This is a genomic window from Paenarthrobacter sp. NPDC057981, from assembly GCF_042886835.1.
GTDB lineage: Bacteria > Actinomycetota > Actinomycetes > Actinomycetales > Micrococcaceae > Arthrobacter.
Genome location: NZ_JBHVQI010000006.1, coordinates 18,718 through 41,564, shown reverse-complemented (window position 1 = coordinate 41,564; position 22,847 = coordinate 18,718). Strand labels below are relative to the sequence as shown.

At 63.6% G+C, this 22,847-nt stretch carries 22 protein-coding genes; 18 read left to right on the top strand and 4 right to left on the bottom strand.

Annotated features, from left to right (window positions below; translation table 11 throughout):
- Positions 1-30 precede the first annotated feature (30 nt).
- Positions 31-1,179 (top strand): glycoside hydrolase family 76 protein, encoded by a 1,149-nt coding sequence (locus ACFVSI_RS08320; RefSeq protein ID WP_387821831.1) that lies wholly within the window; start codon positions 31-33, stop codon positions 1,177-1,179.
- On the opposite strand, the gene ACFVSI_RS08315 is transcribed toward ACFVSI_RS08320, so the two are convergent.
- Positions 1,176-1,784: a YdeI family protein gene (locus ACFVSI_RS08315; protein WP_387821829.1), complete on the bottom strand. Its 609-nt coding sequence runs from the start codon at positions 1,782-1,784 to the stop codon at positions 1,176-1,178. The two genes, ACFVSI_RS08320 and ACFVSI_RS08315, sit on opposite strands and share 4 nt — an antisense overlap.
- 85 nt (positions 1,785-1,869) lie before the next feature.
- Here ACFVSI_RS08315 and ACFVSI_RS08310 point away from each other — a divergent pair, with 85 nt between their 5' ends.
- The 5 genes from ACFVSI_RS08310 to tgt all read left to right on the top strand — a co-directional run bounded on the left by ACFVSI_RS08310 (position 1,870) and on the right by tgt (position 6,455).
- The gene (locus tag ACFVSI_RS08310; RefSeq protein WP_387821827.1) at positions 1,870-2,592 is read left to right on the top strand and encodes a hypothetical protein; all 723 of its coding nucleotides are present in this window, start codon (positions 1,870-1,872) and stop codon (positions 2,590-2,592) included.
- Positions 2,593-2,670: 78 nt separating this feature from the next.
- Entirely contained in the window at positions 2,671-3,210 is a 540-nt protein-coding gene (locus ACFVSI_RS08305; protein WP_144661505.1) for an NUDIX hydrolase family protein, read from the top strand.
- Positions 3,211-3,283: 73 nt separating this feature from the next.
- Positions 3,284-4,315 carry a DUF6707 family protein gene (locus ACFVSI_RS08300; RefSeq protein ID WP_387821826.1) on the top strand — a complete coding sequence of 344 codons (1,032 nt, stop codon included), beginning with the start codon at positions 3,284-3,286 and terminating at the stop codon, positions 4,313-4,315.
- Positions 4,316-4,386: 71 nt separating this feature from the next.
- On the top strand, positions 4,387-5,097 hold the full coding sequence (locus ACFVSI_RS08295) for an SRPBCC domain-containing protein (RefSeq protein ID WP_377547176.1): 711 nt from the start codon (positions 4,387-4,389) through the stop codon (positions 5,095-5,097).
- Positions 5,098-5,144: 47 nt separating this feature from the next.
- Positions 5,145-6,455, top strand: coding sequence for a tRNA guanosine(34) transglycosylase Tgt (tgt, locus tag ACFVSI_RS08290; RefSeq protein WP_387821825.1), 1,311 nt, complete (start codon positions 5,145-5,147; stop codon positions 6,453-6,455).
- A gap of 82 nt (positions 6,456-6,537) precedes the next feature.
- Here tgt and ACFVSI_RS08285 read toward each other — a convergent pair whose 3' ends face one another.
- The gene (locus tag ACFVSI_RS08285) at positions 6,538-7,248 is read right to left on the bottom strand and encodes a queuosine precursor transporter (protein ID WP_387821824.1); all 711 of its coding nucleotides are present in this window, start codon (positions 7,246-7,248) and stop codon (positions 6,538-6,540) included.
- A 253-nt stretch (positions 7,249-7,501) separates the two neighbouring features.
- On the opposite strand from ACFVSI_RS08285, the gene ACFVSI_RS08280 reads away from it, so the two are divergent.
- The 9 genes from ACFVSI_RS08280 (at position 7,502) to ACFVSI_RS08240 (ending at position 15,791) form a co-directional block, all read left to right on the top strand.
- Positions 7,502-8,164 carry a TetR/AcrR family transcriptional regulator gene (locus tag ACFVSI_RS08280; protein ID WP_387821822.1) on the top strand — a complete coding sequence of 221 codons (663 nt, stop codon included), beginning with the start codon at positions 7,502-7,504 and terminating at the stop codon, positions 8,162-8,164.
- Positions 8,161-9,054 (top strand): TIGR01777 family oxidoreductase, encoded by an 894-nt coding sequence (locus ACFVSI_RS08275; RefSeq protein WP_387821821.1) that lies wholly within the window; start codon positions 8,161-8,163, stop codon positions 9,052-9,054. The genes ACFVSI_RS08280 and ACFVSI_RS08275 overlap by 4 nt, the downstream gene beginning before the upstream one ends.
- Positions 9,051-9,551: a hypothetical protein gene (locus ACFVSI_RS08270; RefSeq protein WP_387821819.1), complete on the top strand. Its 501-nt coding sequence runs from the start codon at positions 9,051-9,053 to the stop codon at positions 9,549-9,551. The genes ACFVSI_RS08275 and ACFVSI_RS08270 overlap by 4 nt, the downstream gene beginning before the upstream one ends.
- Before the next feature lie 96 nt (positions 9,552-9,647).
- Entirely contained in the window at positions 9,648-10,016 is a 369-nt protein-coding gene (locus tag ACFVSI_RS08265; RefSeq protein ID WP_387821818.1) for a hypothetical protein, read from the top strand.
- 354 nt (positions 10,017-10,370) lie between these two features.
- Positions 10,371-11,753 carry an MFS transporter gene (locus ACFVSI_RS08260; RefSeq protein ID WP_387821815.1) on the top strand — a complete coding sequence of 461 codons (1,383 nt, stop codon included), beginning with the start codon at positions 10,371-10,373 and terminating at the stop codon, positions 11,751-11,753.
- Between the two features lie 113 nt (positions 11,754-11,866).
- Positions 11,867-12,529, top strand: a complete 663-nt coding sequence (locus tag ACFVSI_RS08255) for a response regulator transcription factor (protein ID WP_387821812.1) — start codon at positions 11,867-11,869, stop codon at positions 12,527-12,529.
- Positions 12,526-13,941 carry a sensor histidine kinase gene (locus ACFVSI_RS08250; protein ID WP_387821809.1) on the top strand — a complete coding sequence of 472 codons (1,416 nt, stop codon included), beginning with the start codon at positions 12,526-12,528 and terminating at the stop codon, positions 13,939-13,941. Before ACFVSI_RS08255 ends, ACFVSI_RS08250 begins: the two co-directional genes overlap by 4 nt.
- Positions 13,934-14,911 carry a TAXI family TRAP transporter solute-binding subunit gene (locus ACFVSI_RS08245; protein WP_387821806.1) on the top strand — a complete coding sequence of 326 codons (978 nt, stop codon included), beginning with the start codon at positions 13,934-13,936 and terminating at the stop codon, positions 14,909-14,911. Before ACFVSI_RS08250 ends, ACFVSI_RS08245 begins: the two co-directional genes overlap by 8 nt.
- Before the next feature lie 43 nt (positions 14,912-14,954).
- A complete protein-coding gene (locus ACFVSI_RS08240; RefSeq protein WP_387821803.1) occupies positions 14,955-15,791 on the top strand; it encodes a hydroxymethylpyrimidine/phosphomethylpyrimidine kinase in 837 nt (278 codons plus the stop codon).
- 61 nt (positions 15,792-15,852) lie between these two features.
- Here the strand turns inward: ACFVSI_RS08240 and ACFVSI_RS08235 are convergent, their stop codons facing one another.
- Positions 15,853-16,782 carry a cytochrome b/b6 domain-containing protein gene (locus tag ACFVSI_RS08235; protein WP_387821801.1) on the bottom strand — a complete coding sequence of 310 codons (930 nt, stop codon included), beginning with the start codon at positions 16,780-16,782 and terminating at the stop codon, positions 15,853-15,855.
- Positions 16,783-17,039: 257 nt separating this feature from the next.
- Between ACFVSI_RS08235 and ACFVSI_RS08230 the strand changes: the two genes are divergently transcribed.
- Positions 17,040-17,699 carry a TetR/AcrR family transcriptional regulator gene (locus tag ACFVSI_RS08230; RefSeq protein WP_387821799.1) on the top strand — a complete coding sequence of 220 codons (660 nt, stop codon included), beginning with the start codon at positions 17,040-17,042 and terminating at the stop codon, positions 17,697-17,699.
- Between the two features lie 165 nt (positions 17,700-17,864).
- On the opposite strand, the gene ACFVSI_RS08225 is transcribed toward ACFVSI_RS08230, so the two are convergent.
- Complete coding sequence (locus ACFVSI_RS08225) at positions 17,865-19,379, bottom strand: XRE family transcriptional regulator (protein WP_144661492.1); 1,515 nt, start codon at positions 19,377-19,379, stop codon at positions 17,865-17,867.
- Positions 19,380-19,534: 155 nt separating this feature from the next.
- Here ACFVSI_RS08225 and aceA point away from each other — a divergent pair, with 155 nt between their 5' ends.
- Both aceA and aceB read left to right on the top strand, forming a co-directional pair.
- A complete protein-coding gene (gene aceA / locus ACFVSI_RS08220) occupies positions 19,535-20,851 on the top strand; it encodes an isocitrate lyase (RefSeq protein WP_387821795.1) in 1,317 nt (438 codons plus the stop codon).
- 243 nt (positions 20,852-21,094) lie between these two features.
- Positions 21,095-22,747 (top strand): malate synthase A, encoded by a 1,653-nt coding sequence (aceB, locus tag ACFVSI_RS08215; protein WP_387821793.1) that lies wholly within the window; start codon positions 21,095-21,097, stop codon positions 22,745-22,747.
- The last annotated feature ends 100 nt before the right edge of the window (positions 22,748-22,847 follow it).

Here is a 22,847-nt window from a genome sequence, read left to right as displayed (position 1 = left end):
CGCACCCCGCGTCCCCGATAGGCTGGGTCAATGACCAGCCATGCCGAGCCGTCAACGAACCCCAGCGAATGGGCCGCGCGCGCCAACCAGGCGGCCCGTTCCGTGACCCGCAGTTTTGGCAGGCGGCTTTTGTTCCTGCCCGGCACCCACATCGGCGCCATCAGGATTCCGGGCAACAGCATCCGGAGCCTGATGGGACCGTGGCATTACTGGTGGCAGGCGCACTACGTGGATTGCCTGGTGGACGCCGGTCGCCGGGAACTCGCCACAGGCACAAGGTTCGACGGCGACTCCCGCCCGAGCGCGGGACGGCTCGCCTCCCGGCTGGTCACCACCATCCGGCTGCGGAACCTGCTGAGGTTCGAGAACCATTTCTACGACGACATGGCATGGTTGGCCCTCTCAACGCTCAGGCTCGAAAAGCTGGCGGAGGAAACCAGGAAGCCGGGCCGACGCCGCAATGCCTACGTCCGGAAGCGGTTGACCCTGCAGTTCGACTCAGCCTCCACCGACGACCTCGGCGGCGGCACGTTCTGGAGCACCAAGAGGGACTTCAAGAACACCCCGGCCACCGCTCCCGTAGCCCTTTTCTATGCCCGGACCGGCCACGGTGAACGGGCGCAAGCACTGGTGCAGTGGCTCAACTCCAGGCTCCTGCATCCTGAGCGTGGCGTTTACCAGGACGGCATCCGGATCAGGAACGGGGCTACGGTCCTGGAGGACGCCGTGTACACCTACAATCAGGGACCCATCCTCGGGGCCTTGCTGGAACTGGGCGGGCAGGAAAACCTTGACCGGGCCGCACGCCTGGTTGATGCCGTCGCCCGCGAGCTGACGGTACCGGGCACGCGCGTGATCCGTGGCGATGGGACCGGCGATGGCGGCCTCTTTACCGGCATCCTGGTCCGCTATCTGGCCTTGGCAGGGCGGGACAACCGGCTGCCCGAGCCAACGCGCGAAACGGCGCGGAGCATGGTCCGCGCCACGGCGGAGGCCTTCTGGGCAAGCCGCCGTGAAGCACTTGAACTTGCGCAAGGTACTGCACACGGCAACCCTCCGCTGCTCTTCTCCCCCGACCCGCTGCGACCGGCGGCCGAAACCTATCCGGCGGGTACCGGCGTCGAACTTTCCACCCAGCTGCAAGCATGGATGACTTTCGAGGCCGCCGCCACGCTCTAGCCGGGTTCGGTTTGTTTCGGCTGCTTCTTTTGCGGATACGGGCTCTCATGGCGGGCCAGCATCTCCACAAAAGCTGCGATCTTGCGTGCCCGTGTATCGGCCCGCTTGACCAGATTCGTCCGGTGGATCAAGGCGAATCGGTTCTGGGAGGTGAGGACGTCGAACATGGCCTGTGCCTCCGGAACCGCGGCGATCGCTGCCGCGAGGTCTTCCGGTACCACCGAGTCCGCTGGGCCCGCGTAGGCAGCTTCCCAGCGGCCGTCGGCTTTGGCGGCCTCGACGGCCGCGCGGCCAGCGTCGGTCATCCTGCCTTCGGCTTCGAGGCGGGCGATGTGCCCCACATTCCGTGCGGACCAGATGCTGCGGCGGCCGCGCGGGGTCATGCGCTGGAAGTAGCTTTCGGCGTCGCGGCTCCTGGACTGGCCGTCGATCCAGCCAAAGCAGAGGGCCTCGTCCAGGGCGGCGTCGTAGTCCAGTTCCGTGACGTTGCCGCCCTTTTTGTGCAGGACCAGCCACACGCCAGGACTGTCCGCGGCATGATCGGCCAGCCATGCGCGCCATTGGGCACCGTCTTTGACGATCAATTCCTCAAGCTCGATGGGCATGGTCCCATTCTGCTGTGGAAGCGGCGGGCACGGATACGGCCACGCGGAATAGGCTGGGAACCGACCATCAGAAACCGGAGGACCAATGCTGCGAGCCCGCCCCATCCACTACACCTCCCGGCCGGAACAATGGTCCGCGCTGCTGCACGCCTTGGGCTTGGCAGCGACCGTTGACGACGGCGACTGGCTGGAGTTCGACGCCGGTTCCGGCCGCCTTGCCGTGGCCCGGGTGGAGCACGGCCACCCCCTGGACGCCAGCACCATCTTCAGCGTGGAAGTCGGAGATCTGGAGGAATTCGCACGGCGCACCGAAGACGACGGCACCCAGGCGGAAGTCCACCAATCGCCGGACGGCGCCACAGTGCAGATCTCAGCTGATGACGGGTTCGAGTTCTTTGCCTTCCCGGCACAGCGTGCAGCAGACGGCTCGTGGGCCACGTCCCCGGAGGCCGATCCAACCTTGACGGTAGTGGCAACGTGGATCAGCCCGCTGGTGGGTGTCGCAGCCAATGATCTCCGGAACATCGGCGCCCGGCCCCGGACCCAGGACGACGAATCGGCCACGTTCACCACCAAAAACGGCGGAATCCTGCGAGTTATCCACGGCGTGGACAGCGGGAACGGCGACCTCGCATTTGAGTACGACGGCGATCTGGAACCACTGCAGGAGCGGCTCCATTCCGCGGGCATGGACGCGAGGATCGAGGATGATGTCCTCTACGTGGCCAACCCTGATGCGACCGGTGGCTCCGCGCCGGCGTCGATAGTAGTGGAAAAGTCCCGCGCCGCAAGCACACCGGCCCCCTAATGCCGCCGAGAGCGTAACGGCCCCCGCAACCGGGAAGCCTCCACGGAACTTCCACCGGGGATGCGGTAGAACTTAACCATGAGCGTACGTACACCTGACCCGTATCCAGGCTGGCTTTCCGATGAAGACCTCTTCGAAGCCCGCGGTCGTCTGCCCATGGTTTACGTGGAGGCTGTTCCCGTCAGGTTGGATCCGCTCGGGTACGTCAACGAAGTCGGCACCCTGCTCCAAGGCGACGCCGACGGCAACATGGTCCGCTACCTCGTCTCAGGCCGCGTCCTGTACCGCGAGACCATCCGCGCGGCGCTCCTGCGGCACATGGAAAAGGATCTTGGGCCCTTGGCGTTCCCTCAGTTGCCCATCAGCCCGGTTCCCTTCACTGTGGCCGAATACTTCCCGGCTCCCTCCCAGACGGGCTTCACCGACGAACGCCAACACGCCGTGTCGCTGGCCTACGTCATCCCGGTTACTGGCGAATGCGAACCCCGGCAGGATGCTTTGGAGCTGACGTGGATGACGCCGCAGGAAGTGCTCAGCGACAACGTCCAGCAGGAATTCGACGGCGGGCGCGGGAACCTCGTGCGCCAGGCATTGGCTTTCTCGGGCGTCGTTCTCTAGCGGGTCACGGCCCCTCTGACAGCCCGTCTTTGTAGACTGGACGGCGGACCCCAAGAGAACCAAAGGATTTCCGATGACTCACAGCCCAGCCACACAGCAGTACAGGGAAAAGCAGGCTGGGGACCTGCGGCCAGGGGATTTCGTGTTCCCACCCGGCGACGGGCCGGCCCAGGAAATCGTCAGTATCGACGTTGAGAATGATGACTACGGCGTCGCCGCTTTGTTGCTCGTGACAATGGGCGACGGCGGCACGGTGCGGATCGCTGTCGGGTCCAGTGTCCCGGTAGGGGACGGTGTTTCCGTGGGCGCCGACGCAGGCGTGGGCGCCGACGGGATTGACGACGACGCCGATGCGGCCGCCGTGCCAGCCGCCGTCACCCCGGACTCCAGTACCCCCGCGGAAGCCAGCGCCGACGCGGCCGCCGGGCCCGCCGTCGTCGTGCCCCCGAGGCCCGAAACCCCACCCACGTACACCGGCCCCAGCGCCGAGGAACTCGCGCTCATCCCCGAGCCGGACGGGACACCCGAAGCCGTGGTGCGGTCCGCCGCGGCGAACCACAAGGGTAAGAACAGCGTCCAAGTGCTGGCGGAGAGGCTCGCGAAAGGCATCAACACCAAGTCCGGAAGCTGCCTCAGGGACCTCAGCAATCTGGCGTTCGATCTTTGCATCGTGCTGCGCGACCCGGACAACGCCCTGGCTGTAGCGGACCTGCTGAACGTCCTGCCCTTCGACGGAAACCTCGACAGGTGGGCCTCGATCGAGCGGGCTCTGGCCCTTTCCAGCTTCATCTGCCGGGAAGCCGGCCAAAGCGAACGCGCAGCCGTGTACGAGAAACTGCTTCGCGCCCCTGAATCCCAGGAGGAAGACCCCTTCAAGGCGCGGGTCAACGCGCGAGTGCGCCAACGCTCGCTGAACGAACCCAACCTGTATGACAAGGAAATCTTCCGCGCGATCGACAACGGCAACCACGAGGCCGAGCGCGACTGGCGCTTCCTCCGCCTCGAAGCGCTGCTGTTCCTGCGGGCACACGGCGGCTCGAAAACCATCAGCGAGGACGAGCTCGCCAGGCGGATCGACAGCGAATTGGAATCCGTGCGCGCCTAGTTTTCCTGCGCCTTGGGCCGGGTAATTTCAAGGCCTGTTATGTGGGCTCGAACGGCGGTAGATTCGGGGCCATGACGAACAATCTGAGCGTTGTGGTTAATGCCGATGCGCAGCAGGTGTGGACCATGCTGCGTGAACCGTCGTTGGTGGCCCAATGGCACGGTTGGGAAGCCGACGATCTCGCAGATGAAATCAAACAGATCTACTTCAACACGGACGTCGTGGAAGGACCCGAGCACACGAGCCTAACGGTCAATGGCGGGGACGTCTTTGAGCTCCACCCTGTTTCCGGAGGCACGGAAGTCCGCGTCACAAGAGTTGCCTTGGACCACGATTCCGAGTGGGCCGACTGGGACGAGGACATCACCCAGGGCTGGCTGACGTTCCTGCACCAGCTCCGCTTCGCGTTGGAGCGGCACCCCCACGGTCAGCGGCGGACGCATTTCGTGTCGCTGCCCGGCAAAGGTGGTCCGGCGATTGAGAAGCTTGGCCTCGGGGACCTGCCTCCGGTTGGTGAGGAGTACTCGCTCACGCTCGCTACGGGTGAGAAGATCTCCGGCAAAGTCTGGTTCAAGAGCCGGCATCAGGTGGGCCTTACGGTTCACAGTTATGCCGAGCACGGGGATGGCCTGTTGATCGTCGCCGAGCAGCTGCCGATTCCGGAAAAGAGGCCCGACGGCGGGTCCATGGTCATCGCCTCAACCTACGATTTGGGGGCACACACTTTGGCGGACATCCGGTCATCGTGGGACAACTGGAAGGCTGAAAACTACGGCTCCTAGGCCCTATCCGGCAGGTTGCTCCCGGTAAAGCTGGCACACTTGGTAGCGTGCCAGCTTCCTCCTCTGCTCCTGCTTCGTCCCCTTCGCTGCCCGGCTTGTCCGAGCGGCAATCCGAGTTCTCCTTTGCAGTGGGCAAGCGCCTGACTGAAACGTGTTCGCCGTCGTCCTCCCTCGTAGAGGCGAACGGCGGGGAATTCCTGGGGCGGACCGGCACCATCACCACACCGCACGGGACCATCCAGACGCCCGCGTTCATCGCCGTCGGGACCAAAGCCACCGTCAAGGCGGTGCTGCCTGAGTCCATCGCGGACCTCGGCGCGCAGGCCGTGCTGGCCAATGCCTACCACCTTTACCTGCAGCCCGGACCGGAAATCCTCGACGCCGCGGGCGGGCTGGGCGCTTTTATGAACTGGTCGGGCCCGACGTTTACGGACTCCGGCGGATTCCAGGTGATGAGCCTTGGTTCCGGGTTCAAGAAGGTCATCGACATGAAGAACGTGGACTCTTCCGGGCCTGACGACGCCGTGGCCCCCGGCAAGGAACGGCTGGCGCACATCGACGACGACGGAGTCTGGTTCAAGTCGCACCTCAACGGCGACCGGCACAGGTTCTCGCCGGAGATCTCCATGAAGGTCCAGCACCAGATCGGTGCGGACATCATGTTCGCCTTCGATGAGCTGACCACGCTGCAGAACTCCCGCGGCTACCAGGAAGAGTCGCTGGAACGGACGCGGTTGTGGGCTCTTCGGTGCTTGGAGGAGCATTCGCGTTTGACGGAGTCCCGCGCGGGGAAGCCGTACCAGGCGTTGTTCGGCGTGATCCAGGGCGCCCAGTACGAGGACCTGCGCCGCAAAGCCTGCCGCGACCTCGGGGCGATGCCTTTTGATGGCTACGGCATCGGCGGGGCGCTGGAGAAGGAAAACCTGGGGACGATCGTGCGTTGGTGCAATGAGGAACTGCCCGAGGACAAGCCCCGTCACCTGCTGGGCATTTCCGAGCCCGATGACATCTTCACGGCCATCGAGAACGGCGCCGACACCTTCGACTGTGTCTCCCCCACCCGCGTGGCCCGGAACTCCGCGTTCTACACACCGTTCGGGCGCTTCAACTTGTCCGGGGCGAAGTACAAGACCGATTTCGGCCCCTTGCAGGAAGGCTGCGACTGTTACGCGTGCGCCAATTACTCCCGCGCGTACATCCATCACCTGTTCAAGGCGAAGGAAATGCTTTCCGCGACGCTGATCTCCATCCACAACGAGCGCTTCGTGGTGAAGATGGTCGACGACGCCCGGCTTGCCATTGAAAACGGGGACTTCTTCGAGTTCAAGGCCGAGACGCTGGGGCGGTACTACTCGTAATTGCGGCGAGTTCGCGGGAAACGTGCGACGGCGTTGGGAAACTTCCAGCGAATTGGCACGTTTCCGGCGAACTCGGCGAGGGTTAGGCCGCGACTGCTCCGTAGCTCGGTTCGCGCTTCTTGATCCAGCCCACCACCAGCACGGTGATCGGCACGAAAATGAACTCGACTGCGGTCTTGTAGAGGAAGCCGACGAGGACGTAGTTGACGAACGAGCCCACGTCGGAGATGCCAATCACTGACGCCGCAATGCTGCAGAAGATCAGGGTGTCCACGAATTCGCCCACCACCGAGGAACCCATCAGTCGTGCCCACAGGCTCTTTTCGCCAGTGCGCGCCTTCATCTTCACCAGGATCCAGGAGTTGATGGTCTGTCCTGCCAGGAAAGCCAGCAATGAGGCGAGCACGATCTGCGGCACCGGACCGAGCGCGCCCTCGATGGCTGCCTGCTTGGCAGTTCCGTAGTCGTCGTTGAAGCCGGGAAGGATGATGATCACCCAGTAGCAAAGCGACGCGAACACGGAGAGCGCGAAGGAGGTGATGATCGCCTTGCGCGCCACTTTGAAGCCGTAGACCTCACTCATCACGTCGCCCAGTATGTAGGCCAGCGGGAAGAGGAAGAACCCTCCGTCCGTGATGATCGGGCCGAGCACCACGCCCTTGGAGGCGCCAATGTTGGAGAGGATCAGCACCACTGCCATGACGGCCAACATGATGCCGAAGTAAGGGGAACCGATCGAGGCAAAGCGCGGTGCCGGTTTGCTGAGCGTGCTGGAGCCAGAGGGCGTGGGCATTGGTCATCCATTTCGTAGTGGTTCGCGCAGGCACCCCGTTTCGGAGGCAGCCCCGCTGTATTAACACTGGGCGGTGGGGCATGCAGCCGGCACCGGTTCCATTCTCCCACCCCGCCCCACCAACCTTCACTCACAACCCACCCCCCCCTCACCCAAACCCTCACTCACACCCCACCCGCTTGCCCCTTTTGAACACGTTCAAGAATATGCAATACTCGTTTCTGAACACGTTCAAAACCGCAAGGAGCAACCCATGGCTGCGAAAAGTGAACAGACCCGCCAACTAGTGGCCGACGTCGCGCTGAAGATGTTCCGCGAGATCGGCTTCGAGAAGACCACCATGCGCGCCATCGCCCAGGAGGCCGGGGTGTCGGTCGGCAACGCCTACTACTACTTCGCTTCCAAGGACGACCTCGTCCAGGAGCTCTACATCCAGGTGCAGGATGAGCACGCCGTGGCTGCCGCCCAGGCCCTAGAAAACGTTCAGGATCTCGCCGGTCGACTGAAGGCGGTCCTTCACACCGGCATCGATGTCATGACGCCGTATCACCAGTTCGGTTCCGATTTCATCGCAACGGCGATCCGGCCAACGTCGCCCGTCAATCCGTTCGGAGAGGCGTCCACCGCCGCCCGGGACGCGTCGCTCGCGATCTTCCGCACCGCCGTCGACGGTTCCTCGCCCGCCGTCGCCAAGAAGCTGCGCGGCGACCTGCCCGAACTGCTGTGGCTGGCGTACATGGGTGTCGCACTGTTTTGGGTCTACGACAAATCCGAGGGCCAACGCCGCACACGCAGGCTCATCGACGGCGCAGCGCCGCTGGTTGCCCGCGGCCTCTCGCTCGCGAAGATTCCGGGGGTGGGCAAGGTGTTCGACGACGTCCTCGGACTCGTGCGCAGCGTGAAGGAAGCCTCATGAAAACTGTGGTGATCGCAGGGGCGTCCGGCTTCATCGGCAGCTACTTCGCGCGACGCTTTCGTGAGGATGGTTGGCAGGTCCGGACGGTTGGGCGGGCCGCGTCGGCCAACGCGCAATGGGACGACGACGCCGCCATCACCAAAGCGCTGAACGGCGCCGAGCTGTTGGTGAACCTCGCCGGACGCTCCGTGAATTGCCGTTACAACGAGCGCCACCGACGGGAGATCCTGGAATCGCGGGTTTTGACGACCCGGGCTCTGGGACGGGCGGCTGCTGCTTGTGCCGAACCTCCACGGACGTGGATCAACTCGAGTACCGGAACCATTTACCGGCACGCTGAGGATCGACCGCAGTCAGAGGCCTCGGGCGAATTGGGCAGCGGGTTCTCCGTGGACGTGGCGCGTGCTTGGGAGGAGGAGTTAGCGGGGGCTGTTGTGCCGGCTACGCGGAAGGTACCGCTGCGCATTGCGATCGTGCTGGGCGCCGGCGGCGTCATGGGTCCCCTCCGGAACCTCGCCCGTCTTGGCCTGGGCGGGCACATGGGTCCGGGCACGCAGAAGTTCAGCTGGATCCATGTGGAGGACTTGTTTCGAGCGGTGCTGTTCATTCACGAACGGCCAGAGCTGACTGGTCCCGTCAACGCCGCCTCGCCCTACCCGGTGGAAAATGGTGAGCTCATGGCTCTGGTGCGACAGAGCCTGGGTGTCCCGTTCGGCGTTCCGACCCCTGCATGGCTGCTTGAGGCCGGGGCTGTTCTCATCCGGACTCAGACCGAGCTGGTGCTGAAGAGTCGATGGGTTGAGCCCCGCAAACTGCTCGATGCTGGATTCGCGTGTGAGTACCCGTCGCTGGCCGGTGCGCTCAATGAGATCGCCGAGGGAAACCGGTGAAGCCAGAAGCAACGGGGACACCGTGGCCTTACGGGCCCAAGGACCGCGTGGTGCTGGGCCGGAAGGGCCTAGTGGTGGGAGTTCTACTTTCAGACATTGTGTTCTTTCTGGTGCCGGGAGTCATCGGCGCCCTTCGAAGCCCGCAATATGCCGACTATCAGCTTTCATGGCTACCTATCCTCATGGCCTTTGGCGCCATTCCTATCTGCGTGGTAGCGGTCCCTACGGCGATGCTGCTGGGCAAAGTGTTGCGCAGCGTTCGCAGCCAATGGGTTCACGTAGCTGCCTTCACCCTCGCAGGAGCTCTTGTGGGAAATCTAGTTGGCGCTTCCTTCACGGGGTGGACCGCTCACACTTTGTTTCATATGACACTGCCTGCAGCGCTTGCGGCCGGCGTCGGACGACTCGCCATCTGGAAACTCGTCATGGTCAACGACCATCCCTCACTCACCTATCCGCCCCTTCCCTCAAACCCCCACTCACAAAATCCGGGGTAACCCATGGACGATGGCAGCTGGATAAACGAGTCTGGGTACGGGATTAATACGCCTGGGGCACGGAATGGATGGCGATACGGATCGAAAGACCGGGTAGTGATCGGAGGAGGAGGCCGCGCGGTTGGCGTCGCGGTGGCGCATCTGACCTTCTGCCTATTGCTTGCAGCCCAGTCACCCGGCGTATGGGCCATCATCTTCTTCATTTACAGTCTTCTCCCAGTGTGGGTTGTGGGTGCTGCCGCCGGATCTCTCCTCGGCCTGATCCTGCGACGCATACCCAACCAATGGATGCATGTGGCCGCCTTCTTCGCAGCCCCTTTGCTCATGAGCGCGCCGTTGGGCGGGCTGTCCGCGGCTGGCCCGATCTTGTTCTCGTTGTCCATGGCCATTGCGGCCGGCTTTGGACGACTCTCAATTTGGAAGATGGTTCGCGTCAAAGATCCCAGTCCGGGCCATGGAATATGAGTGAGCGTGCGCCCCAAGCCCGCGGGACGTGACCGAGCGTGCGCCCCAAGCCCGCGGGACGTGACCGAGCGTGCGCGTGAAAGGCGCGGGACGTGACCGAGCGTGCGCGTGAAACCCGCGGAACCTGAGCGAGCGTACGCCCGAAACCTAAGGAAGTGTTAGGAAATCCGCCCCCGCGTTGGCTGTGCCGTGCATCACCCATAGTTTGGAATACGTCCTCTTCACCCCCAAGAGGGCCTTTCTTAGTCGACGAAGAGCCATGCGCAACGAAGCCATGAGCACCCGCTTCATGGACAGAACGAACACATGCAAGACACGGCCGCCTCAGCTGCTGCCGTCCAGGAAGGTTCATTGATGAGCACCCAACAAGCTGCACCTCTGAGCGAAGCCGCCCAGACCCGCAAGGCAGTGAGCAACATCCTCAAGGGCTCCGCGGGCAACCTCGTGGAGTGGTTCGACGTGTACGTCTACACGGCGTTTGCGGCGTATTTCCAGTCGCACTTCTTCAACTCCTCGGACGACCTCCAGGCCGGCCTCGAAGCGATGGCCGTCTTCTCGACGTCGTTCCTCATGCGTCCCATCGGCAGCTGGTTCTTCGGCCGCTACGCGGACCGGAAGGGCCGCAAGGCCGCGCTGACGCTGAGCGTCACCATGATGTCGGCCGGTTCATTCGCTATCGCCATCCTCCCAACCCAGGATGTCATTGGCCTGTGGGCGCTCATCTTGTTGGTCTTCGTCCGGGTGGTCCAGGGCTTCTCTGTCGGCGGTGAGTACGGAACCAGCGCCACGTATATGTCCGAGGCAGCAACCGCCAAGCGCCGCGGCTTCTTCTCGAGCTTCCAGTACGTGACGCTTGTCGGCGGTCAGATGCTGGCGCTTTTGGTGCTCGTGATCCTGCAGAACACCATGACCAAAGAAGCCCTGACCGAGTGGGGCTGGCGTATACCGTTCGCGATCGGTGGCGTGGCGGCGCTTGTGGTCCTGTGGCTGCGCCGTTCCATGGAAGAAACGGTCTCCGCTGACCAGATCCGCGCGGCACACGTCAAGGTGGCAGGCGAAGCACAGCCCGGCACCATGAAGCTCCTGTTCACCAAGCACTGGAAGCCGTTGCTGATCTGCATCGGCATCACGCTTGGCGGCACGGTGGCGTTCTACACCTACACCAACTTCATCCTGAAGTTCATGAACGATACCTCCGGCATCGCCAAGACGGACACGTCGGTGATCAACTTCTGGGCCCTCTTCATCTTCATGCTGCTGCAGCCCGTGTATGGCCTGATCTCGGACAAGATCGGCCGCAAGCCGTTGCTTGTATGGTTCGGTGTGACCGGCGTGCTGTTCACGTGGCCGCTGCTCTCCACTCTTGCAGGCACCAAGGATCCCTTTGTTGCCTTCCTGCTCATGATGGGTGGCCTGCTGATGGTTGGTGGTTACACCTCCATCAACGCCCTCGTGAAGGCCGAACTGTTCCCGGCTTCCATCCGCGCCCTCGGCGTCGGCCTGGGCTACGCAATCGCCAACTCGCTCTTTGGTGGCACGGTCCCGCTGATCGGCGCAGCGTTGCAGAAGGCCGGTCAGGAGGACTTGTTCTTCACCTACGTCACGGCAGCAATCTTTATCTCATTGCTGGTCTACGTGTTCGCCCTGAAGAACAAGAAGGCCACGCACCTGGATACTGAGCAGGGCCACGCTTGGAAGGGCCGGGGCGACGACAAGAAGGACCTGATCGACGCCTAAATGCCCCCTTGCGAGGCCCGCTCTGCGCCCTTTGGCTACCCCGAAGGGCGCAGAGCGGGCCTCACACGGTTAAGCTCAAAGGGCCAACCCGATAGAAAACCAAAGGAACCACCTTGCACGTGCTCATCGTCGAGGATGACGACGCCATGGCCTCGGCCTTGAGCGCCGCCGTCTCCTCCGCCGGGCACAAGCACACCCGGGTATCCAGGGGCGAGGACGCGCTTCTGGCCCACCGGCAGCACGAGGTGATCCTGTTGGACCTGGGCCTGCCGGATCTGGACGGCTTGGACGTCCTCAGGAAACTGCGCCAGGTCACGGATATCCCCATCCTGATCCTGACGGCCCGCGATGACGAACGCAGCGTGGTCCTCGGCCTCCGTTCAGGTGCGGACGACTACCTGGTCAAACCCGTGAAACTCGTGGAATTGCTGGCCCGTATCGAGGCCGTGACGCGTCGAACCAACCGCGCCGGCCAGGAAGCTCCCCACACGATCGTCCTTGGCGAACTGGAAGTTGACGTTGACCGTCGCGTTGCATCGATCGGCAACGGGGAACTCCCCCTCACAGCGACGGAATTCGACCTCCTCGCGTTGCTTGCAAAAAACGCGGGCTCCGTGGTCACCCGGGAGCAGATCCTGGATGCCCTCTGGGGCGATGCCTTCCTGGCCCATTCCCGTTCACTGGACGTGCACCTGACGGGCCTCAGATCCAAGCTCAAGATGCCGGGGTTCATCATCAATGTCCGGGGCGTCGGCTACCGCGTCGAGCAGCCGTGAAACTCCGGGTCCTGGGCATCCTGAGCCTGTTGGTGGTGATCATCGTGGTGACGGTGTCCAGCGTGATCCTGACATCGGCCAGCCGCGAGCTCACCCAGGAGCTGCAAATCAACCGCGTCGCCGCCCTGAACCGCTTCGCGCAGCTGGCAACTGACGCCCTGGAGGACAACAACACCACCCAACTCCAACGTGAAATGAACCGCTACTCCGAGCTGTATGGCGAAGGAATCCTGATCCATATGCAAGGCCAAACCCTCCACTCAGGGGAACTTCGCGATGACCAGCCACAGGTCCGGGACGCACTCGGCCGGGCAAGCCTGAACCTCAGCGACACCACCTTGGATCCCGTTCGCGCCTTCGGGACAGGCAACCAAACCATCTCCCGTTCCTTCGGCACGGCCAGCCAGGTCCTCGGCGAGGTAGTGGTGGAAGTGGATCTCGACGTCGCCCGCCAGAAGTTGCGGGAGCGGTGGCTCGTCGTCGGGGTGGCCGCCCTGGCGCTTGGCACCCTGCTCCTGTTGGCGGCCGCGCGCGTCACGGCGTGGGTGCTGCGCCCGGTCCAACGGCTCAGCAAAGCCGTCCACGAGCTCGAAGCCACAGGCACCACCAGCCAACTCCCCGAAGCGGGCCCACCGGAACTGCGTGAACTCAGCCGCTCGTTCACCACCATGGCCAACACAGTGAGCCAGAGCATGGAATCGCAGCGCCGCCTCATCGCGGACACCTCGCACCAGCTCCGCAACCCGGTCGGGGCCTTGCGTTTGAGGATCGATCTGCTGCAGCTGGCGCTCCGTTCCGAACCGGAGAAGGCCGCCGCTGCCGAGGTCGTGGCCGAGCTTGAGCGGGTGGAAGGAATGCTCGACGGCGTGCTGAAGCTGGCGACGGCGGAGCATCGCGCCTCCGCGGGGGCTGCCCACGCCGATCAGGAGTCTCAAAACCAGCGCCTTTCGGTGATCGACCCCTTTCCCATCCTGCAAGGAGAAGTGGAACGGGCATCCCCCGCGGCCGCTCAGACAGGCGCCACAATCAGGCTCAGCCAGCCGCCACGGCCAATCACCATCGCCTGCAACCCGGAAGAACTCGCGCATATGGTCGGTGAGCTCCTGGCCAACGCCATCAAATACGCCCCGGCCGCCCACATCGAAGTGGCGACCCACCCCGCCCAAGGAGGCACCGCCGTCGTGATTTCCGACGACGGTCCCGGCCTCCCAGCCGATCAGCGTGCCGCGTCCACCAGCCGGTTCTGGCGGGCGCCCCAACACAACAGCATCCCCGGCAACGGCCTGGGGATGACGATCGTGGAACGGTTGGCGGAAGCGAACGGGGCGAGGTTGGTGCTGGAAGACAGCAAGCCACACGGATTGACGGTTCGCTTGGAATTCGGGGGCCTAAGGAAGGGTTCCGATGCCTGACTTTCCCGCGATCTCGCGGCGGAACGCCATGAGAGCCGCCATGTCGTTCGGTGTGCTGGCTTCGGCTGTTGGCTGTTCCCCGGCGGAGAAGCCTCAAGAACTCACTGTGGCCGGCGGCGAACAGGGCGGCTTCTACCTTGAATTCGCCGCGCTCTTGGCCGACTTGCTGCAACGCGAACGCATCGCGGACAAGGCCCGGGCGCTGACCACCGGCGGCAGTCTCGAGAACATCCAGCGGGTGTTGTCCGGCGAGGCGACCTTCGCCGTCGCCCTGGCCGACGCCGCCGCCCAACCCGCCGCCAGCAGCCACAGCGAAGGACGACTGGTTGCCCTCGGCAAGGTGTACCAGAACTACGTCCACTGCATCGTGCGGGAGGACAGCGCCATCCGGACGTTCGCGGACCTCGCCGGTAAGACCGCGGGGGTGGGCGAAGTTGGTTCGGGAACCACCCTTACGGCCGGCAGGATCATTGCCGCGGCGGGTCTTGCGCCGCAGACGGCACCGCCGGACAAGGCCTTGAAACAGGTCAACCTCGGCTTGAACCAAGCCATAGCGGCCCTTGCCGACGGATCAATCGACGTCATGATTCAGTCCGGTGGCGTCCCGACGGCGCCCATCGCCGCTGGTGCCCAGGACATCGGCGTCCGGCTGCTTGATCTTTCGGGGCTGATCCCGGCAACGCGTGCGGAGTCCGGTTTCTTCTACGACCGCGTCCTCATTCCAGCCAACAGCTACGGCAACGCTCCTGCGGTGTGGACTGTGGGCGTCGCCAACCTGCTCCTGTGCCGCAGCGACTTGGCAGACCACGTTGTTCGGCAGACCGTGGAACTCATGGTGGAAAAGGCCCAGGACCTGGTGCCGAAGTCGAGCGCAGGAGTTCAGTTCCTCAGCCCGGAAACGCTGATCAACACCGCTGGTGTGCCCTTGCATCCGGCTGCCGAGGCTGCTTACCGGGCCTTGCACGGCTAGCCCCGTTTAGGAGTCGCACAGGAGCAACTGCCAAAATGGAATCATGACTTCCGCCGTTGCCCCAGCCATTGCCCTGACCATCGCCGGCTCCGAAGCGACCGGTGGCGCCGGCGCGCAGGCCGATCTCAAGACCTTCCAGGAACTCGGTGTGTTCGGAATCGCGAACCTCACCTGCATCGTTTCCTTCAACCCGCAGGACAACTGGAACCACCGTTTCGTGCCGGTGGACCAGCAGGTCATCGCGGACCAGCTGGAAGCCACGACGGCGGCATACGGCGCCGCTTCAGGCGCACCTTCGGTTCTGGACACCGTGAAGATCGGGATGCTGGGAAGCCCGGCAACCATCAGCACAGTGGAGAAGGCCCTGGCGGATGGCTCCTTCAATCACGTGGTGCTCGACCCCGTGTTGATCTGCAAAGGCCAGGAGCCCGGCCACGCCCTGGACACCGACCAGGCTTTGAAGGCGCAGATCCTGCCACTGGCCACGTTCGTCACGCCCAACCACTTCGAAGCCGAGTCGTTGTCAGGGCTCACGATCACGGACGAGGAATCCCTGAAGGCCGCAGCCATCCGGATCCACGAGGTCAGCGGCGCAGCAGTCCTTGCCAAAGGCGGGGTGCGGCTGGAAGGACCCGACGCCGTCGACGTCTACTACGACGGCGAAACGCTGGAAGTCCTGCGCGCGCCGAAGGTTGGCGAAGTTGCGGTCTCTGGTGCCGGCTGCTCGCTTGCTGCGGCTGTAACCGCGGAGCTGGCCAAGGGCGCGACGCCCCTGGAAGCCGCCCGCACCGCCAAGGCCTTCGTCACGGCGGGCATCAAGAACCGGGTGTCCTCCGGCGCACCGTTTGATGCGCTGTGGCAGGGTGGGGCGTTGAGCTAGCCTCCTAAGACCAAAACAGCCGCTCCGGAAACCTTCCGGAGCGGCTGTTTTTGCATATGAACTAGCGCGAAACCTTGCCCATCAGCGAGGCGATCGGGCGCAGGAACAACGGCCGTGCCAGGAACCAGGCGGCGGCTGTGAAGACGATGGAGGCCGCGAAGATTCCGAAGCCCCACCAGCTGTAGTCGTTGTTGGACGCGTACATGTGGTTCAGGTTGTTCAGCGCGCCGGTGGCCAGCACCAGGGTGACGTGAACAATTACGAACGCCACGAAGTAGATCATCACCGGGAAGTGGATCTTGCGGGCCAGCTCGATCGGGTAGAACTTGTTGATGGCGGCCTTCTTGGGCCAGGCGCCGGACATCCGAATGCCTGTGATGATGGCTAGCGGCGCGGCGATGAAGACAGTGATGAAGTAGGTCAGGAGCTGGAGGCTGTTGTAGTTGTTCCAGCCGTTCTCAACGGGCCAGTTCAGCGAGGCGTACTGAAGGCCGGCCGAAACCGCGTTCGGGAAGACGTCCCAGTTGGTCGGAACGATCCTCAACCATTGGCCGGTCGCGAAGAGCAGCACGATGAAGATGATGCCGTTCAGGACCCACAAGGCGTCCAGTGTCAGGTGGAACCAGAGGTCCAGGCTGATTTTGCTGGGCGGGTTCTTGGTCTTGATGAAGCCCTTGTTGTTCCTGGTCCAATACGCCGGCGGGCGGGTAGTGGTGCGCACCTGCCAGCCCGACCGGATGATCAGGACAATGAAGAACATGTTGAGGAAGTGCTGCCAGCCAAGCCAGGCAGGGAACCCTGTGGGCGTACCCTCGGGGATCGCTGAGTGGCCAGGGTAATCCGTCAGGAATTGCTGCACCGGCTGCAGGGTTCGGAGCCACTGTGCCAGGAGAACCAGGATCAGGGCCACCACCAAAGCTCCCGCAGTGACGACGACGGGTTTGAACCACCTGTTCGACGTGATCCCGGACGACTTGCTTGAAACGGACATCAGGCCGCGTTCCTCTCTGGCTTGGTTGGCTGCGACCAGTTGGCGCTATATAGCGATTCAACCAGTTGCAGCCCGACGGCGAAAACGGCACCCGGGTTTCGGGGCGTCCCACGTCAAAAATCGCAGCATTCGGATATATGCCGCAATATGTATTTCTAGAACCGACTTCCAAAATTATTTCCCGTCCCTGTTGCGCTGGTCAAGGGTCACTGCTGGCTATGTGGATAATTTCGGGGGTAGGATTCCAGAAAGTAACGGTGAAACACGCCGGTTCCTGGCCCATCCGTGAAGGGAGTTCCGGTTTGGTCCGCAAAACCTCCGAAGCAGCAACCTCCGCGGGCTCCTGGAAGTGGACACGCACCGCGGCAACGCAGCGCAACCTGTTGGATGCAGCCGCCGACGTGTTCGTGGAACACGGCTTCACGGACGCCAGCATCTCCGACGTCGTGGCCCGCGCAGGATCCAGCGTTGGCAGCCTCTACCACCACTTTGGCGGCAAGACCGAGCTCTTCCTGGCCCTCTGGGACGATTACCAAAACGAGCACGAACGCCTTGTAGCTGCCGCAGTGGCCAAGGCCCGCAAAGCCGGGGAAACCGATCCACTTGCCCTGTTCAACGTCGGCAGCCGCAGCTACTTCGAGTACACCTGGAAGCACCGTGACTTGGAGCGCGTGTTCATCGAGGGCGACACTCCCCCGGGCTTTGAGGTCCTCCGTCGTGAACGCGGCCGTGAATGGGTCCGCCAAAACTCGGTGCTGCTCGGAACCAGCGAGGACACCCTGGGACGGCTCACCGTCGCGGTGATCACGGACATCATTACGGTTGCCGGCCACGAGGTCGCCTTGAGTGCCACCAAAAAGGCGGCGGACGACGTCGTCAACGCTGCGGCAGTGCTGGTGGCGCGGCTGGTTCCCTAGCCCTTTGGCGCCGCGAGTTCGTGGGAAAGCGGCGAGATCGCCCGGAAACTTCCAGCGATCCCGCAAGGTTCCCGCGAACTCGAGCCGCAGTCCCGCAAGGTTCCCGCGAACTCGAGCCGCAGTCCTGCAAGCCCACGCGCCCCGAGCCACCGGCCACCGAGAGACTCAGCGCCCGGAGTGAGCCTCCAGGAAGGAGTACACCTCGGTCTCGTCCACGCCGGGGAACGCCCCCGGAGGCATCGCGGCGAGCAGGTGTGAGTGAGCCCGGGCCGAAGGCCAGGCGTTTCCGGCCCACTCATCGGCCAGCGCAGCCGGCGGACGCTTGCAGCAGTTGGGATCCGGGCAGTTCGACGTTGCTCGGGCAGTGGTTTCACGGCCCCGGAACCACTTCACGTGCTGGTACGGAACCCCGATGCTCAGGGAAAACTCCCCCGAGGCCGAGCGCTCGGTGCGGGCCGTGCACCAGTACGTTCCGGACGGCGTGTCGGTGTATTGGCTGTAGGCGCTGAACTTGTCCGGCACATCGAACACAGCCCGCGAGGTCCACGCCTTGCACGACGGCTGCCCCTCGATCGCCCCGGTGTGATCCTGCGGGAACGTCACGCCGTCGTTCTCGTAGGCCTTGTAGATGATGCCGGACTGGTGGGTCTTCTGGAAGTGCGTGGTGATGCCCAGGTGCTTGGTGGCCAGGTTGGTGAAGCGGTGCGCGGCGGTTTCGTACGACACGGCGAAGGCATCGCGGATGTCCTCCACCGCGATTTCCTTGGCGGCTTTGGCCTTTTGCAGGAACTCCACTGTGGCGTGCTCGGGCAGCAACAAGGCCGCAGCGAAGTAGTTGGTTGCCACCCGCTGGGCCAGGAAATCGCCGTAGTTCCGCGGAGTTTCATGCCCAAGGACGTAGTGCCCCAGCGCCTGCAGCAGCACAGAGCGGGGGTCGTGGTCCTGCCTCTGGTTCTGTGTCAGGTAAATTCTGCGGTTCTTCAAATCCGTCACGGAACGCGTGGAATGCGGCAGGTCACCCACATGGTGAAGCGAAAAACCGAGGTTCTCGGCGATGTCCGCAATGACGTGCTGGCTCAGCGGACCCGTGGTGTAGCCGACCCCTTTGAGGACCTTCTGCGCCTCGGCCTCATACTCGGGGAAATAGTTACCGCGCTCGCGCATCATGGCACGCAACTCGCCGTTCGCGCGGCGGGCTTCTTCCGGCGTCGCGGCTTGCTCATTAAGTTTGCGTTCGAGCTCCTGAAGCAGCCCCACCTGCGACTCCAGAACCTCCAGCGGAAGCCGCGAGCTGATGCGGATTTTGGGCAGGTTCAGCGATTCGTACAGAGGTCCGCGCTGGTACCTTTCCAGCTCGATTTCCAAGGCCGCGCGGCGGCTCGGAGGCTCTGCTCCCAGCAATTGGTCGATGCTCACGTTGAGGGACGCGGCCAGCTGCTGAAGCAGCCCCAGTTTGGGCTCGCGCTTGCCGTTTTCAATCAGGCTCAGCTGGCTTGGTGCGGTCCCGACGGCGGCACTCAGGTCATCGAGCGTCAGGCCGGCCTGCTTGCGTAAATGGCGCACGCGGCGGCCGAGGCTGATGACGTCCAGTTCAGGGGACGGGACGGACGACGACGGCGACGCGACGTCGCGATTCCAGCTTGAAGGCGACATTTCTTGAGAATACGCGAAGAAGTGCATTTCTTTCCATACTTTTCCTCTAGAAAGCCTCTTGAAAGTGCAGAAAAGTAGTTCTCACGAAAAGAAATACAGACCCCGGTCAAGCCGGCCGAAGCAGCAAGGAAGCAGCGGAGGCCGGCCCCGGGGAGCCCCGCCAGGATATGAGGAGACATGCAATGACCGCATCGTTTGAACCAGCAGAGCAGACCGCCGAACAGCAGGCAGCAGCGCTGGAACTTGAATGGTCCGCCAACCCGCGCTGGGAGGGCGTCACCCGCGATTACTCGGCTACCGACGTCGTCCGTCTCCGCGGCCGCGTCTCCGAAGAGCACACCCTGTCCCGCCGCGGTTCGGAGAAGCTCTGGAAGCAGCTCACCGAGGAAGCCCCCAACGGCGGCTACACCAACGCCCTCGGTGCGCTGACCGGCAACCAAGCGGTACAGCAGGTCAAGGCTGGACTGCGAGCCATCTACCTGTCCGGCTGGCAGGTTGCAGCCGATGCCAACCTCTCCGGTCACACCTACCCGGACCAGTCCCTGTACCCGGCCAACTCGGTGCCGCAGGTTGTCCGCCGCATCAACAACGCACTGCTCCGCGCAGACCAGATCGAATATGCCGAGGGCGTCAAGACCGTTGAGGACTGGCTGGTCCCGATCGTCGCCGACGCCGAGGCCGGCTTCGGTGGCCCGCTCAACGCCTACGAGCTCATGAAATCCATGATTACCGCCGGCGCCTCGGGTGTTCACTGGGAAGACCAGCTCGCATCCGAAAAAAAGTGCGGACACCTGGGCGGTAAGGTCCTGATCCCCACCCAGCAGCACATCCGGACCCTGAACGCAGCCCGGTTGGCAGCCGACGTCGCCGGTACCCCGACCGTCGTCATCGCCCGCACCGACGCCGAGGCAGCAACCCTGATCACTTCCGACGTCGACGAACGCGACCAGGAATTCATCACCGGTGAACGTACCCCGGAGGGCTTCTACAAGGTCCGCAACGGCATCGAACCCTGCATCGCCCGTGCCAAGGCCTACGCACCGTACTCCGACCTCATCTGGATGGAAACGGGCACCCCGGACCTGGAGCTGGCCCGCAAGTTCGCCGAATCGGTCAAGGCCGAATTCCCGGACCAGATGCTCTCCTACAACTGCTCCCCGTCGTTCAACTGGCGCAAGCACCTGGATGACGCCACCATCGCCAAGTTCCAGCGCGAACTCGGCGCCATGGGCTTCACGTTCCAGTTCATCACCCTGGCCGGCTTCCACGCCCTGAACTACTCGATGTTCGACCTCGCCCACGGCTACGCCCGTGAAGGCATGAGCGCCTACGTCGAGCTCCAGGAAAAGGAATTCGCCTCCGAATCACGCGGCTACACCGCCACCAAGCACCAACGCGAAGTCGGCACCGGCTACTTCGACGACATCGCAACCGCGCTCAACCCGAACGCCTCCACCCTCGCACTGGTCGGATCGACCGAAGAGGGCCAGTTCCACTAACCACATTCAGCCCAAGGTGAGCTGTCAGTTTCGCTCACCGGAAGGCACGACGGCGGCACTCACCGCCACCGGCCGGGATGGGGAATCCGGAAGCGTGCGTAAAAGGGGCCCTGTCCCGGACGCCGGCCGAGCCCCGCGAGGCCCCGCGGCCGGGATGGGGAATAGCACGCGGAGGATTTCCCATCCCGGCCCCAACCCACTCACGCAAGTGCCGCCGTCGAACATTTTCTTAGGAGTCTTGAAATGAACAGCTTCACCGACAACTTCACTATCAACGGGATTACTTTGACCGCGCAGCCCATTTCGCGGCAGAACGAGGTCCTCACTCCGGATGCGCTTGAGTTCGTCGGCAAGCTGCACCGTGCTGTTGCTGATCGTCGGCAGGAGCTGATGCAGGCACGGCACGCCCGGCGTAACGCGATTTCGAGTGGCCAGGATCCCCGTTTCCTGCCGGAAACCGAGGGCATCCGCAATGACCCGTCCTGGCGTGTGGCTCCCCCGGCACCGGGTCTCGAGGACCGCCGCGTGGAGATTACGGGTCCGGTGGATAAGAAGATGACCATCAACGCCTTGAACTCCGGCGCAAAGGTCTGGCTCGCGGATATGGAGGACTCCTCCACCCCGACCTGGCGCAACGTGATCCAGGGCCAGCTGAACCTGACCGACGCGCTGGAGCGCCGCATCGACTTCACCAGCCCCGAAGGCAAGGAATACAAGCTTCGTCCTGCTGAAGAGCTGCCCACCATCGTGGTCCGCCCGCGTGGCTGGCACCTGCCGGAGAAGCACATGCTGATCGACGGCAAGCCGATCGCCGGCGGAATCGTGGACTTTGGCCTGTACTTCTTCCACAACGCCCGCCGCCTGCTCGCCCAGGGCAAGGGCCCCTACTTCTACCTGCCGAAGATCGAAAACCACCTCGAAGCCCGGCTGTGGAACGACATCTTCATCCTGGCCCAGGACCTGCTCGGTATCCCCCAGGGCACCATCCGCGCAACGGTATTGATCGAGACCATCACGGCTGCCTTCGAGATGGAAGAGATCCTGTACGAACTTCGGGACCACGCGAGCGGTTTGAACGCCGGCCGCTGGGACTACATCTTCTCGCTGATCAAGAACTTCCGGACCCGTGGCCCGCGTTTCGTGCTCCCGGACCGCGGCCAGGTGACCATGACCCAGCCGTTCATGCGGGCCTACACCGAGCAACTGGTCCGGGCCTGCCACCGACGCGGAGCCATGGCAATTGGGGGCATGGCAGCAGCGGTTCCGAACCGTAAGGACGAGGCAGCCAACGCGGCTTCCTTCGAGAAGGTCCGTGCGGACAAGACCCGCGAAGCCAACGACGGCTTTGACGGCTCCTGGGTGGCCCACCCGGACCTGGTGCCCATCTGCCGCGAAGTCTTCGATTCGGTGCTCGGAGAGAAGCCGAACCAACTCGCCAAGACCCGTGAGGACGTCACCCCGGACGACCGCGCCCTGATCGACATCTCCACCACCCAGGGAACCATCACCGAGGCCGGGGTTCGCCTGAACATCGAGGTAGGCATCCGGTACATCGAGTCCTGGCTGCGCGGAAACGGTGCGGTGGCCATCCATAACCTGATGGAGGACGCCGCCACCGCCGAAATCTCCCGGTCCCAGCTGTGGCAGTGGATCCACTCCCACGCCATCACCGACCAGGGCGACATCATCACCCGCGAGTGGGTTGAGGACATGTTGGATGAGGAATTTGCCCGACTGGAACGCTTCGACGGCGACCGCTTCGCTGATGCACGCGCCATCTTCGAAGAAGTGACCCTGGCCGAGGAATTCCCCACCTTCCTGACCATCCCCGCCTACGCCCGCTTCCTCACCGAAGCCCGCGAAGAGGCAACGGAAGAAGAACTCGTCGCCGCCTAGCAGCACTCGCCAAAGCAACCCAACAAGCCCCGTCGCTGGGCTGCCTGCACTCTTCGCAACAAGTGACCCCGAAGGCCGGGGAGGCAGCCCAGCACCGGAA

What these genes read in the sequence shown, in the direction of transcription:
- ACFVSI_RS08320 (WP_387821831.1), top strand. Translation starts at nt 31, where the DNA reads ATGACCAGCCATGCCGAGCCGTCAACGAACCCCAGCGAATGGGCCGCG.
- ACFVSI_RS08315 (WP_387821829.1), bottom strand. Translation starts at nt 1,784, where the DNA reads ATGCCCATCGAGCTTGAGGAATTGATCGTCAAAGACGGTGCCCAATGG.
- ACFVSI_RS08310 (WP_387821827.1), top strand. Translation starts at nt 1,870, where the DNA reads ATGCTGCGAGCCCGCCCCATCCACTACACCTCCCGGCCGGAACAATGG.
- ACFVSI_RS08305 (WP_144661505.1), top strand. Translation starts at nt 2,671, where the DNA reads ATGAGCGTACGTACACCTGACCCGTATCCAGGCTGGCTTTCCGATGAA.
- ACFVSI_RS08300 (WP_387821826.1), top strand. Translation starts at nt 3,284, where the DNA reads ATGACTCACAGCCCAGCCACACAGCAGTACAGGGAAAAGCAGGCTGGG.
- ACFVSI_RS08295 (WP_377547176.1), top strand. Translation starts at nt 4,387, where the DNA reads ATGACGAACAATCTGAGCGTTGTGGTTAATGCCGATGCGCAGCAGGTG.
- ACFVSI_RS08285 (WP_387821824.1), bottom strand. Translation starts at nt 7,248, where the DNA reads ATGCCCACGCCCTCTGGCTCCAGCACGCTCAGCAAACCGGCACCGCGC.
- ACFVSI_RS08280 (WP_387821822.1), top strand. Translation starts at nt 7,502, where the DNA reads ATGGCTGCGAAAAGTGAACAGACCCGCCAACTAGTGGCCGACGTCGCG.
- ACFVSI_RS08275 (WP_387821821.1), top strand. Translation starts at nt 8,161, where the DNA reads ATGAAAACTGTGGTGATCGCAGGGGCGTCCGGCTTCATCGGCAGCTAC.
- ACFVSI_RS08260 (WP_387821815.1), top strand. Translation starts at nt 10,371, where the DNA reads ATGAGCACCCAACAAGCTGCACCTCTGAGCGAAGCCGCCCAGACCCGC.
- ACFVSI_RS08245 (WP_387821806.1), top strand. Translation starts at nt 13,934, where the DNA reads ATGCCTGACTTTCCCGCGATCTCGCGGCGGAACGCCATGAGAGCCGCC.
- ACFVSI_RS08240 (WP_387821803.1), top strand. Translation starts at nt 14,955, where the DNA reads ATGACTTCCGCCGTTGCCCCAGCCATTGCCCTGACCATCGCCGGCTCC.
- ACFVSI_RS08235 (WP_387821801.1), bottom strand. Translation starts at nt 16,782, where the DNA reads ATGTCCGTTTCAAGCAAGTCGTCCGGGATCACGTCGAACAGGTGGTTC.
- ACFVSI_RS08225 (WP_144661492.1), bottom strand. Translation starts at nt 19,379, where the DNA reads ATGCACTTCTTCGCGTATTCTCAAGAAATGTCGCCTTCAAGCTGGAAT.
- aceA (WP_387821795.1), top strand. Translation starts at nt 19,535, where the DNA reads ATGACCGCATCGTTTGAACCAGCAGAGCAGACCGCCGAACAGCAGGCA.
- aceB (WP_387821793.1), top strand. Translation starts at nt 21,095, where the DNA reads ATGAACAGCTTCACCGACAACTTCACTATCAACGGGATTACTTTGACC.